Source organism: Novosphingobium sp. Sphag1I (assembly GCF_056279125.1).
In genome coordinates, this window is sequence record NZ_JBWBQS010000003.1 from 252,446 (window position 1) to 264,678 (window position 12,233).

General features: G+C 61.2%; 10 protein-coding genes. 1 reads left to right on the forward strand and 9 read right to left on the reverse strand.

From position 1 onward, the window contains the following. Nucleotides 1-8: 8 nt before the first annotated feature. Nucleotides 9-1,025 (forward strand): type II secretion system F family protein, encoded by a 1,017-nt coding sequence (locus ACZ9HU_RS04755; protein WP_476102887.1) that lies wholly within the window; start codon nt 9-11, stop codon nt 1,023-1,025. 24 nt (nt 1,026-1,049) lie between these two features. On the opposite strand, the gene ACZ9HU_RS04760 is transcribed toward ACZ9HU_RS04755, so the two are convergent. From ACZ9HU_RS04760 to glgB, 9 genes are all read right to left on the reverse strand, one after another. After that, the gene (locus tag ACZ9HU_RS04760; RefSeq protein WP_476102889.1) at nt 1,050-1,502 is read right to left on the reverse strand and encodes a DUF2721 domain-containing protein; all 453 of its coding nucleotides are present in this window, start codon (nt 1,500-1,502) and stop codon (nt 1,050-1,052) included. 41 nt (nt 1,503-1,543) lie between these two features. Then, on the reverse strand, nt 1,544-2,239 hold the full coding sequence (locus tag ACZ9HU_RS04765) for a TonB family protein (RefSeq protein WP_476102891.1): 696 nt from the start codon (nt 2,237-2,239) through the stop codon (nt 1,544-1,546). 108 nt (nt 2,240-2,347) lie between these two features. Next, nucleotides 2,348-2,746, reverse strand: coding sequence for a c-type cytochrome (locus ACZ9HU_RS04770; RefSeq protein ID WP_476102893.1), 399 nt, complete (start codon nt 2,744-2,746; stop codon nt 2,348-2,350). Between the two features lie 279 nt (nt 2,747-3,025). After that, the gene (locus ACZ9HU_RS04775; protein WP_476102895.1) at nt 3,026-3,742 is read right to left on the reverse strand and encodes a PadR family transcriptional regulator; all 717 of its coding nucleotides are present in this window, start codon (nt 3,740-3,742) and stop codon (nt 3,026-3,028) included. 42 nt (nt 3,743-3,784) lie between these two features. Next, entirely contained in the window at nt 3,785-5,566 is a 1,782-nt protein-coding gene (gene glgX, locus ACZ9HU_RS04780; protein WP_476102897.1) for a glycogen debranching protein GlgX, read from the reverse strand. Next, the gene (locus ACZ9HU_RS04785; protein ID WP_476102900.1) at nt 5,566-7,218 is read right to left on the reverse strand and encodes an alpha-D-glucose phosphate-specific phosphoglucomutase; all 1,653 of its coding nucleotides are present in this window, start codon (nt 7,216-7,218) and stop codon (nt 5,566-5,568) included. Before ACZ9HU_RS04785 ends, glgX begins: the two co-directional genes overlap by 1 nt. Continuing rightward, complete coding sequence (glgA, locus tag ACZ9HU_RS04790; protein ID WP_476102902.1) at nt 7,215-8,741, reverse strand: glycogen synthase GlgA; 1,527 nt, start codon at nt 8,739-8,741, stop codon at nt 7,215-7,217. Before glgA ends, ACZ9HU_RS04785 begins: the two co-directional genes overlap by 4 nt. A gap of 15 nt (nt 8,742-8,756) precedes the next feature. Further along, nucleotides 8,757-10,022 (reverse strand): glucose-1-phosphate adenylyltransferase, encoded by a 1,266-nt coding sequence (gene glgC / locus ACZ9HU_RS04795; RefSeq protein WP_476102904.1) that lies wholly within the window; start codon nt 10,020-10,022, stop codon nt 8,757-8,759. 1 nt (nt 10,023) lies between these two features. Continuing rightward, nucleotides 10,024-12,207 (reverse strand): 1,4-alpha-glucan branching protein GlgB, encoded by a 2,184-nt coding sequence (gene glgB / locus ACZ9HU_RS04800; RefSeq protein ID WP_476102906.1) that lies wholly within the window; start codon nt 12,205-12,207, stop codon nt 10,024-10,026. Between the last annotated feature and the right edge of the window lie 26 nt (nt 12,208-12,233).

The window sequence follows — 12,233 nt, forward strand, 5'->3', positions numbered from 1 at the left end:
GGCATGTGATGCAACCGACTGTCGCACACCCTCATATCCTGGGCTTTGACGTTATCGTTGTTGGCACGTTTCTGGCCGCGGTGGCCGCCGTCATGGTCATGGTGGCCATTTATGCGGCGTTGACCGTTCGCGATCCGATGCAAAAGCGGGTCAAGGCCCTTAACGAACGCCGCGAACAGTTAAAGGCGGGCATCGTTTCGAATGCCCCCAAAAAGCGCGCCCAGATCGTGCGCCGTTCCGACACGACCGATGCAATCCGCTCGATCCTCAACAAATTGAAAGTGTTGCAGGACAGCCAGTTGGCCGATGCCCAGCAAAAGTTGGCGCAGGGCGGGATCCGCAACAAGGAATGGGCCGTTGCCATCATCTTTGGCCGCATGGTGGCGCCCATCATTCTGGGCGGGCTGGCAGCCATTGTCATCTATTGGATGAACTATTTTCCCGAATGGACCGACTTTAAAAAGTTCATGGGTTTCGCCGCCGCCGTGGGCCTGGGCTATAAAGGGCCGGACATTTACGTCCAGAACCTGATCACCAAACGCACCGCCGCCATTCGCAAAGGATTGCCCGACGCGCTCGACCTGCTGGTCATCTGCGCCGAAGCGGGTCTGACGGTGGACGCCGCCTTTACCCGCGTGGCCAAGGAATTGGGGCGCGCCTATCCCGAATTGGGCGATGAATTCGCGCTGACGGCCATCGAACTGTCATTCCTGTCCGAGCGTCGTCAGGCTTTTGAAAACCTTGCCTATCGCGTCGACCTCGATTCGGTTCGCGGCGTGGTCACCACCATGATCCAGACCGAACGCTACGGCACCCCACTGGCCTCGGCTCTGCGCGTGCTGTCGGCCGAATTCCGCAACGAGCGCATGATGCGCGCCGAAGAAAAGGCCGCACGCCTGCCCGCAATCATGACGGTGCCGCTGATCCTGTTCATTCTGCCGGTGCTGTTTATCGTGATCCTTGGCCCAGCGGCCTGTTCGATCGCCGACGCGTTCAGCAGCGGCCCTGCGGCGACCAATAAGTAAGCACGGGAACGCGGCGCAAACGGTTTACAATTCGCGGTGCGTTTCCAGATATTTTTCAGGGATTCGCAAAATCGCCGCCGCCACCTGTGTTTCGCGCAGAAACAGCCACAGGCCCCACATCAGCAACAGCACCGCGACCAGAAACCCCCCCGCCGCCACCCGTTCCAACGGCACATTGACCATCTCTTCCAGAAACAGGATCGCCACCGTCGTCCCGATGGCAAGGCCCGACATGACCAAAAGGCGGATGGCCTTGGTGTTCAATTCGATACGCAGATCGACCTGACGCATTTCCAGAACGACAATGTCATGCGCCGCCCCGGTGGTTTCGCCATAGAGTTTCTGTAACGCGCGGGCACGATCCACGATCCGGCCAAGGCGGGTCGAAAGGATGTTCATAATATTGCCAATCGCCACCAGGACGAAAACCGGGGCAAGGGCAAGCTGGATAGTATGGGCGATCATACGCTCGTTCATAATTCAAGCGCGCGGCAAACCCAAGCGCCGCAAATTCCAATTCACAGGAACCAGCTTTGTTTCCACCCAAAGATCGATTCAATGGCGCGCCCGTTGCCGTCACGGGCCGGATTGAAACGAAACCGTTCCATCACCATCCGGCATGTCAACGTATCCGCCGCCGGATCTCGGCTGGACCGATGGATGCGGCATGCGGTGGGGCGGCCGTCCGCGCCCACCGTGATGGCGACGATAACATAATCGCCAATCCGCGCCTCGCGCCCTTCGCGGGGATAGTCGCGGGCGGTGATCGTTCCGGCTATCTTGACCGCCGGACCGCCGCCGCCTTGCCCCTGACCGCTGCCTCCCGCCCCGCCGCCGTCGCCCGCAGCCGTAGCGCCCGTGCCGCTGCCCACACTGGCGCCTGATGATAGTGCTGCGCCTGTGCTGGCAACAGGCGGGGCCACGACAGGGTGCGGGATGATGACAGGTTTGGGCGCGATGACAGGACGCGGTACGGCCTTTTCCCCTGCGGCGCCTTTGGGTGCGGCGGCCCGAGGTTGGGGTGAAGGTTTGGGCTCCGGTTTGGCTTCTGGCGGCGGCAGGGTAAAATCGACGCTTTCCAGCACGCTGGCCGCGCCTTTTTGCAATCCATGGACGCCATCGCCCAAGGCAAGCAAGGCCATCAGCACCAGCGCCTGAACCCCGGCCGCCAGAACCGCTGCGCCCATGCGCGACCGAGGGGAGCCTCTTTCCATCGTCGCCTGTTTAGCACCCGCCCATCATCATGCCAAAGGGTCCGCAAACGAAATTGGGGGCAAGCAGCCAAAGCCACCCGCCCCCAATTTCCGAAACCTGAAAAAGGCTTACTTCTTCAGCGTGCCCAGATAGGCCACGATGTTGGCGCGTTCGGCCGCATCGGGAACCACCATCGCCATACGGCTGCCGGGGACCAGCTTGGTCGGGCCAGCAATCCACTGATCGATCAGAGCAGGCGTCCAGGCCTTGCCGAAAGCCTTGAGCTGGGGCGAATACATCGCGAAATCGGTGGCGCCAGCCTTGCGGCCAACCACGCCCAGCAGGTTGGGAGCCATCGTGCCCTTCTGGCCCGCGCCAACGACGTGGCACAGCTGGCACTTGGTCTTGAACGAAGCCGCGCCCTTGGCCGGGTCACCGGCAGCAGCAGCAGGAGCGGCAAAGCCGATGGCCATCGTGGCAGCAGCCAACAGCGCGGCAGCGGGGGTAAACAGTCGCGACATCGTCATTCCATCCTCTTACAAGCGAAAGGATCGGGATTTCAGAATCATCCCGCCCCTCAATTTCGTGGGCGCTCATGCCCGCAAAGTGGCGGGAAAAGCAAGCATCAGAAAAGGTGATCTGCGCCAAGAATCAACGCAAACTCCACTGTTCCTTGGCTTTGCCGGCCCCGGCCCCACAATGCGCAATTTTGCGCTGTTCCCGCTTATCGGACAAATTGGCTGTCAGCGCGCTGAATAGGAATGATTTGGACGCCGAGAGGTGAAGATTTTCGGCGCCCGTTTTCATCAAAGCCGTTCGATTTTTTGCGTGGCTTCATCAATGATGCGCGCCACTTCAAACGGCAATTCCGACGATGCGCCGTCGCGGCCCAAACGTTCCATCACCGCGGCACGCAAATTGTGGACTGCGCGCCGAACCGGGGCGCCATCGGTCCGCTCGGCCTGTGCCGCCAAAGCGGTCAGACGGCCAAACAGAGCCTCGATCTGTTCACCTTTGCCCTCGATTTCCGCCCGGCCCGTTTCGCTTATCGCGAAAAGGCGACGCTTGCTGCCGGCGGTGTCAACTTCGACCACCAGTTCCATTTCGCTGAGCATTACGAGCAACGGGTAGAGGACGCCGGGGCTGGGTTGATAGGCACCGCCCGATTTTTCGGCAAAGGCGCGGATCAATTGGTAACCGTGCTGGGGCGCATCGGCCAAGAGCGAGAGGACAAGCAGGCGCAATTCATCGCCATCATAAAGCTTGCCCCGGCGGCCGCCGAATCCACCGCGACCGCCACCAAAGCCGCCGCCGCCGCCAAAGCCACCCCGACCACCGCCGAAGCCGCCCTTGCCAAACGGACCACCTTCAAAACCTCCGTCGAAACCGGCGGCGAACCGGCCACGATGTTCGCCCCCCCAACCTTCAGGCCCGCATCCGCGCCCGCCAAAACCGCGACCGCCGCGGCCTCTGTGCTTTCCGATGTTCATTCCGAACATGTCATACTCCTTGAATTCGATCATGAGCCGAATGTAGGAGGTTTTAAAAATCATTCAAGATATATCTTAAATGATTTCCACGCGCCTGTTTTCGCGGTCGATACAGAATTCGCGCAACCTGTCGGGGTCATCCGAAACATAGGCGACATAGCCCGCCCCCGGCGCTTCCCAGTCATGGGCCTGCATCGGCGCGCCATCGGCCCGCAACCATCGCCCAACACGCGGAAATTGCGCGTAATCCCCCGCCCTGCGCTGGGCCGACAATTGGGCGACATAATCCTCCAGCGCCTCGTCCCGCCCGGACCAGTCGACCCAACCGATCGCGCTATCCTGACAATAGGCGTTGTTGTTGCCCTGCTGGCTGCGGCCAAATTCGTCGCCGGCCGTCAACATGATCGTCCCGGTCGATGCAAACAGCGTGGCCAGCAAAGCGCGCATGTCCTGCGCCCGTTTGGCCAGAATCGCCGGATCGTCGCTCGCCCCTTCAACCCCGCAATTCCAGCTCAGATTCTCGCCATGGCCATCGCGGTTGCCCTCGCCATTGGCGAGATTGTGACGATGTTCGTAACTGACCAGATCGGCCAGAGTGAAACCGTCATGCGCAGCCAGAAAATTGACGCTGCGGCAATGCTGCTCGCCAAACACATCCGCGCTGCCCGCAAGGCGCGTGGCCAGCGAACCCAGCGCCCCGTCGCCGCGCCAGAACCGGCGTACATCATCACGAAACGCATCGTTCCATTCCAGCCAATTAGCCGGAAACCGCCCCAATTGATAACCGCCCGGCCCGATATCCCACGGCTCGGCAATCATCACACGGGACGCCAAAACCGGATCGGCGGCCATCGCGGCAAAGATCGGCGCGTGGGCGTCAAATTCCGGCCCCCGCGCCAACACCGGCGCAAGGTCAAACCGGAACCCGTCCACCCCGGCATATTCGACAAAATGCCGCAACGCCGCCAGCGTCAATTCCCGCACCGGCGCATAGGCAAAGTCCAGCGTATTGCCGCATCCCGTATCATTGATCATATAACCGGCGGGCGCATGGGCATAGGCCGCATTGTCCAGCCCGCGCAGTGACAGAACGCCGCCCAGAACGTCGCTCTCCCCCGTGTGGTTGAACACAAGGTCAAGGATGACCCCGATCCCTTCGGCCCGCAGCGCCGCCACCGTTTCGCGCAATTCCGCCACGCCGCCCGGACACAGGCCGGGGTCCAGCGCCATCATCGCCACCGGATTGTAGCCCCAGAAATTGCGCAGGCCCAAGGGCGGCAAATGACGTTCGTCGATCCACGCCGTGATCGGCATCAATTCGACCGCGCCCACACCCAGCTTTTTCAGATGCGCGATAATCGCAGGATGCGCCAGCGCCGCCACCGTCCCGCGCTGCGCCTCTGGAATGTCGGGGTGCAGCAGCGTGAAGCCGCGGACATTGACCTCATAAATCAACCCGCCAGCGGAAAAGCACGGCTTTTGCAGCGGCACTTTCGCCATTTCGCCCGGCACGATCGCGCGTGGGACGATGTCGCAGGTTTCAGCCTCATATCGCGCCAGTCGCGGATCTTGAACAAAGCGGCGGTCCAATTCGACCGCATAGGGATCGACCAGCAATTTGGCGGGGTCGAACCACTTGCCATTCTGCGGGTCCCACGCCCCGCTGGCGCGATAGGCGTAATGGGCGCCGGCACGATCCCCCGGCAAGGTTAGCCGCCAATCGGCACCCGCCCGCTCCATCGCCATACGGACCTCGGCCCGCCCCTCGAACAGGCACAGCCAGACCGCATCGGCCAAGGGGGCGCGTACCGCAAAATGCGTCGCGCCCCCATCGACCCAAGCGCCGTATCGCGCCATCAGGTGATGACGCTCGGCTCTGTCCGCCCGGTGTGGCGCGTGATGCCCGCAATACCATCAGCCGCCGCAATCAGATCGGCCAGCTTGATCGGCGTTTCACCCGCCAGATCACCGCCCACCGGCTCATAACGTTCCAGATAGACGCGCAGGGTCGCCCCTTCGGTCCCCGTGCCCGACAGGCGGAAAACAATGCGGCTGCCCCCCACGAACAGGATGCGCACGCCCTGATTGGTCGAGATCGAACCATCGACCGGATCAGTATAGGCAAAATTATCCGCGGTTTCGACCGTCAGCCCTTCGAACACCTGCCCCGGCAAAGCGGCCAGCGCAGCGTTCAATTCGGCCATCAGCGCATTGGCAGCCTCGGTCGGCAGACCTTCATAATCGTGGCGGGCATAGTAATTGCGGCCAAATTTTGCCCAATGCTCCTGCGCAATCTGCACCACCGACTGTTTGCGCACGGCCAGAATGTTGAGCCACAGCAGCACCGCCCACAGGCCATCCTTTTCGCGGACATGGTCGCTGCCGGTCCCGGCGCTTTCCTCGCCGCAAATCGTGGCCATGCCGGCGTCCAGCAGGTTGCCGAAGAATTTCCAGCCCGTCGGCGTTTCAAACGCAGGAATGCCAAGGCTTTCCGCCACGCGATCGGCCGCCGCGCTGGTCGGCATCGAACGGGCGATACCCTTCAACCCGCCCGCATAGGCAGGCGCCAGATGCGCATTGGCCGCAAGCATCGCCAAACTGTCCGAAGGGGTGACGAAAATGCCCTTGCCCACGATCAGGTTGCGGTCGCCGTCGCCATCCGATGCCGCGCCAAAATCGGGCGCATCGGCGCCGAACATGGTTTCGAACAATTCATGCGCGTGAACCATGTTGGGATCAGGATGATGCCCACCGAAATCCTCCAGCGGCACGCCATTCTTCACCGTCCCCGCCGCAAAACCCAGACGCTTTTCCAGAATTTCATGCGCATAGGGGCCAGTGACCGCGTGCATCGCATCAAAGCTCATGGTCAGGCCGCCCGCCACCGCCGCGCGGATCGCGTCGAAATCGAACAGCTTTTCCATCAACGCCGCATAATCGGCCACGCTGTCGATCACCTCGACCGCCATGCCCGCCACATCGACCACGCCCAGCGTGTCGAGATTAATGTCCGGCGTTTCCACCGCGCTCCATTGCGTAATCTCGGTCGTGCGCTGATAGATCGCCTCGGTCACGCCTTCGGGCGCTGGGCCGCCATTGGCGATATTATATTTGATGCCGAAATCTTCGTCCGGGCCGCCTGGATTGTGGCTGGCCGACAGGACAAGGCCGCCGCTGGCGCCATATTGACGGATCACATTGGAGGCCGCCGGGGTCGAAAGGATCCCCCCCTGCCCCACCAGGACACGGCCATAGCCATTGGCGGCGGCCATGCGGATCGCCTGCTGGATCACGGTGCGGTTGTGATAGCGGCCATCGCCGCCGATCACCAAAGTCGCGTTGGCCGGGCGTTCCACCACGTCAAACACGCTTTGGATAAAGTTTTCGGCATAATTGGGCTGTGCGAAAACCTTCACCTTCTTGCGCAGACCGGATGTGCCCGGCTTTTGCCCGGCAATCGGCTGGGTTTCATGGGTGATCACTTGGGCAGTGATAGTCGTCGCGGTCATGCTGGCGAATTCTCCAAAGCGATGGATCTGTATAAATGCGCATAGGCGGCACCTGATTGACGCCAAGTAAAGTCGGAAGACATTCCCGCCTTTTGCATTGCGCGCCACACATCTTGCTGGGAATAGAGCGAGATTGCACGGGTGATTGCGCCCGAAAGCGATAAATAATCAACCTTTTCGAATTGGACGCCGGTGGCGGCCCCAATTTTGACGGCGGCCAGATTGGCGTCAACCACCGTATCGGCCAGCCCGCCCGTGCGCGCCACCACCGGAATGCAGCCATAGGCCAGCCCATAGAGTTGCGTCAGGCCACAAGGTTCAAACCGGCTGGGCACGAGGATGGCATCGCCGCCCGCCTGCATCCGGTGGGACAAGGCTTCGTCATAGCCGATGTGCACCGCAATGCGCCCCGGATGGCGCGCGGCGGCGGCGGACAATTCACCCACCAGCGCCGCATCACCCGACCCCAGCAGTGCCAGACGCCCGCCCAGCCCGACCAGATGATCGAGGCATTGCGCCAGCACATCCATGCCCTTTTGCCAGGTCAACCGGCTGACCACGATGAACAGCGGGCCATCGTCGCGATCAAGGCCGAATTCAGCCTCCAGCGCGCGCTTGTTGGCCAATCTTTTGCCAAGAGCGCGGGCGGAAAATTGGCTTTTAATGGCGGTGTCAGTGGCCGGGTTCCATTCAACCGGATCGATACCGTTGACGATGCCATGCACCTGCGCGCCACGGCTGCGGATCAGTCCTTCGAGGCCCATGCCAAAATGCGGCTCACGAATTTCCAGCGCATAGGTGGGCGAAACGGTTGTGATGGCATGGGCCGATTCCAGCCCTGCCTTTAACAAACCCACGCCGCCGTGATATTCCACCCCGTTCACCGCCCATGCCTGTGTCGGCAGGCCGATCTGATGGAACAGCGCGGCGGGGAAATGGCCCTGAAACGCCATATTGTGGATGGTCATCACGCTGGGCACATGACGGCCACCATAGGGCGCGAATTTGAGATAGGCCGGGGCCAGACCCGCCTGCCAGTCATGGGCGTGGAGGATGTCGTATTCCAGCCCCTCCACCGCGCCGCCCGCGACATCGGCCGCCGCCCGCGAAAAGACCGCAAAGCGCAGGCCATTATCGGACCAATCCTGTCCCGCCTGATTTCCATAGGGCCCGCCGGGACGATCGAACAGTTCCGGGCAATCCAGAACCAGCAGCAACGGACCATCGGCCGTGCCATCCAGCGTCCCGGCCAGCAGCCGCGCGCCATGGCCAAAAATCGAATCCCAAACATGCAAAACCTTGGGCTCGCCATGTTTGGGCGCCGATTTGCTGCGTTTCCCTTTGGGCGCCGGGTATTGGTTCAACAACCGGGCCATCACCGCCGGATATCCCGGCAACATCACGCTCATCGTCACGCCATGCGGGGCAACCGCAGCGGGCAAGGCGCCCGCCACATCGGCCAAGCCGCCGGTCTTGATAAAGGGCACCGCTTCGGAAGCCAGGCTAAGGACACGAAGGGTCATGCCGTCAGTTTTCCCTTAATCAAGATCGAGCGCATCGATCATCCGTTTGGTAATCAGGCAAACGCCATTTTCAGTGCGCCGGAAACGCTTGGCATCCAATTCGGGGTCTTCGCCCACCACCAGCCCTTCGGGAATGCGGACACCCGAATCGATGATGACGCGCGAGAGTTTAGCATGGCGTCCGATGTTGCAGTAAGGCAGGATCACCCCTTCATTCACCTCGGACCAACTGCCCATCTTCACCCCGGTAAACAGCAGCGAGCGATAGGCCGTCGCCCCCGACACGATGCAATCCTGCGAAATCAACGAGCGGATCGCATGGCCCCGGCGCCCTTCATCATCATGGACGAATTTGGCAGGCGCGGCCACGACCTGATCGGTCCAGATGCGCCAGTCGCGATCATACATGTTGAGCATGGGAACCGTATCGGTCAGATCGAGGTTGGTCTCGAAATAGGCGTCCAGCGTGCCCACATCGCGCCAATATTCACCGATTTCGTCGGCCGCACGAACACAGCTTTCGGTAAAGCGATGGGCAACCGCCTTGCCGCCCTTGACGATCTGGGGGATCAGGTCATTGCCGAAGTCATGCGTGCTGATCGGGTTGACCGCGTCTTCGCGCAGAAGATCGAACAGGAATTTCGTGTCGAACACATAAATGCCCATCGACGCCAGTGACCAACCCGGCTTACCCGGAATTTCGGGCGGATTGATCGGCTTTTCGACGAATTCGGTGATAACGTCATTGCCATCCACCGCCATCACGCCAAAACCGCTGGCCTCCTTTTGCGGGACGACCAGACAACCGATCGTCACATCCGCGCCGCTGTTCACATGCTGGCGCAGCATCAGTTCATAGTCCATTTTATAGATATGATCGCCCGCCAGGATGACCATATATTTGGGACCATAAGACTCGATGATGTCGATGTTCTGATAAACGGCGTCGGCGGTGCCTTCGTACCACTGGGTTTCGGACACACGCTGCGATGCGGGCAGAATGTCGAAGCTTTCGTTACGTTCCGGGCGCATGAAATTCCACGCACGGTTCATGTGCCGGATCAGGCTATGCGCCTTGTACTGGGTCGCCACGCCGATGCGTCTAATCCCTGAATTGATCGCATTCGACAGGGCAAAGTCGATGATCCGGCTCATCCCCCCGAAATAGACCGCAGGCTTGGCGCGATTGTCGGTCATTTCTTTCAGACGGCTTCCCCGCCCGCCAGCCAGAACGTAGGCCATGGCTTCGCGTGCCAATGGCTGGCTGTAACTATCGCGCATTTTACTCTCCCGCTTCTGATGCTGCCCCGGTCCATTCCAGCATAATCGTGGCCAATGGCGGCAGCGTGACCAATGCCGCCCCGTTTTCGGCCACAACCTGACCCATATTGCCCAACCCGCTGCCCCCATAAATGGTTGCATCGGTGTTGATAATTTCGCGCCACACACCATCACGCGGCAAAGGCAGGCGGTACGAGCCATGCACCTGCGGCGTCATGTTGCAGACCACCACAACGGGCGCTTCATCTCCGGCATGGCGCGCCCATGCGAAAACACTGGCCAGGGCGTCGTCAACCACCAGCCATTGGAAACCCTCACCCTCGCAATCGCGGGCGTGCAAGGCGGGCGTGGCGCGATAGGCATGGTTGAGATCGCGCACGAGGCTGCGCATCCCTTCATGCGCGGGATTGGCCAACAGGTCCCAATCGAGGCTGCGCTCCTCGCTCCATTCGCGAAGCTGGGCAAATTCCTGCCCCATGAACAGCAGTTTCTTGCCCGGATAACCCCACATCAAACCGTAATAGGCGCGCAGATTGGCGAATTTCTGCCATTCATCGCCCGCCATCTTGTTGATCAGGCTGCCCTTGCCATGGACCACTTCGTCATGGCTGATGGCCAGCACGAAATTCTCGGCAAAGGCGTACATCAGGCCAAAGGTGATGTCATTGTGGTGATGCTGACGATGGATCGGGTCACGCCCCATATAGCGCAGCGTGTCATTCATGAACCCCATGTTCCATTTGAACCCAAAGCCCAGTGCATTGCGATTGTCATCCACCGCAGGCAGCGTCACGCCCGGCCAAGCCGTCGATTCCTCGGCCACGGTGAAAAAGCCCGGTATCTGGCCATAGACCGCCCGGTTGACCGCGCGCAGGAAATCCACCGCTTCCCAATTCTCGCGCCCGCCCGCATCGTTGGGGATCCATTCGCCCGCCTTGCGGCTGTAATCGCGGTACAGCATCGAGGCCACCGCATCGACGCGCAAGCCATCGACATGATAGCGCTCGGCCCAGAACAGCGCATTGTTGACCAGCATCGAGGACACCTCGCGCCGCCCGAAATTGTAGATGGCCGTGTTCCAGTCCGGGTGAAAACCAAGGCGCGGGTCGTCGTGCTCATACAGCGAAGTGCCGTCGAAATGCGCCAGCCCATGTTCGTCCGTGGGAAAATGGGCCGGAACCCAATCGACGATCACGCCCACCCCGGCCCGATGCGCGCCATCGACGAAACGCGCGAAACCTTCGGGCGGGCCAAAACGCGCCGACGGGGCAAACAGGCCCAGCGTCTGATAACCCCATGACGGATCATAGGGATGTTCGGCAATCGGCAGAAACTCGATATGGGTAAAGCCCATTTCCACCACATAGGGGATCAGCTTTTCCGCCATGGCGTCCCAATCGAGGAACCAGTCCTCATCATCGCGCATCCATGATCCGGCGTGGACTTCATAGATGCTGATGGGCGCGCGGCGGGGGTCGATACTGGCCCAATGGGCGCGGTGGCCTTCATCGCCCCAATCCAGTTTTACCGGATGGGCGGTGACGCTGGCGGTGGACGGGCGCAATTCGCTGGCCATGCCCCACGGGTCGGCCTTGAGCGGCAGGACCGTGCCATCAGCCGACACGATGCGGAATTTATAGGCCGCGCCCGTGCCCACGCCAGGGACAAAGATTTCCCAGACGCCAATGTCGGCGCGGCGGCGCATCGGATGTTTGCGGTGGTCCCAATCGTTGAAATCCCCCACCACGCAAACCAGCGAGGCATTGGGCGCCCAGACCGCGAAATGCACGCCATCGCTGCCTTCGTGGCGGATGCAATGCGCGCCCAATTTGTCGAACAACCGCAGATGGCTGCCCTCGGCAATCAGATAGTCGTCGAGCGGCCCCAGCACCGGGCCATAGGAAAAGGCATCCTCGACAAACCAATGCGCGCCCAAGGCCCCCACGCGATAACGCAAAGGTTGAGGCGCCCCCTCAATCACCCCTTCGAACAGGCCCCGATCATCGACCAGCGCCAGTTCGCCCAATTCCGTCCCGTCCAGCGCGCAGGCAAAGGCCACCTGCGCGCCGGGCAGGATCGCCCGGACAAATGTGCCGCCCGGCCCTTCATGCGGCCCCAACAGGGAAAAGGGGTCAGCATGCGTGCCATCGAGCAGAGCGGCAATGGCGGTTTTGTCGGGCTTCACGTAAAATTTTGTCCTTATGTATTCGA

Excerpts from the sequence above, each read along its gene's own strand:
- ACZ9HU_RS04755 (WP_476102887.1), top strand. The coding sequence starts at position 9 with ATGCAACCGACTGTCGCACACCCTCATATCCTGGGCTTTGACGTTATC.
- ACZ9HU_RS04775 (WP_476102895.1), bottom strand. The coding sequence starts at position 3,742 with ATGATCGAATTCAAGGAGTATGACATGTTCGGAATGAACATCGGAAAG.
- glgX (WP_476102897.1), bottom strand. The coding sequence starts at position 5,566 with ATGGCGCGATACGGCGCTTGGGTCGATGGGGGCGCGACGCATTTTGCG.
- ACZ9HU_RS04785 (WP_476102900.1), bottom strand. The coding sequence starts at position 7,218 with ATGACCGCGACGACTATCACTGCCCAAGTGATCACCCATGAAACCCAG.
- glgC (WP_476102904.1), bottom strand. The coding sequence starts at position 10,022 with ATGCGCGATAGTTACAGCCAGCCATTGGCACGCGAAGCCATGGCCTAC.
- glgA (WP_476102902.1), bottom strand. The coding sequence starts at position 8,741 with ATGACCCTTCGTGTCCTTAGCCTGGCTTCCGAAGCGGTGCCCTTTATC.
- ACZ9HU_RS04765 (WP_476102891.1), bottom strand. The coding sequence starts at position 2,239 with ATGGAAAGAGGCTCCCCTCGGTCGCGCATGGGCGCAGCGGTTCTGGCG.
- ACZ9HU_RS04760 (WP_476102889.1), bottom strand. The coding sequence starts at position 1,502 with ATGAACGAGCGTATGATCGCCCATACTATCCAGCTTGCCCTTGCCCCG.
- ACZ9HU_RS04770 (WP_476102893.1), bottom strand. The coding sequence starts at position 2,746 with ATGACGATGTCGCGACTGTTTACCCCCGCTGCCGCGCTGTTGGCTGCT.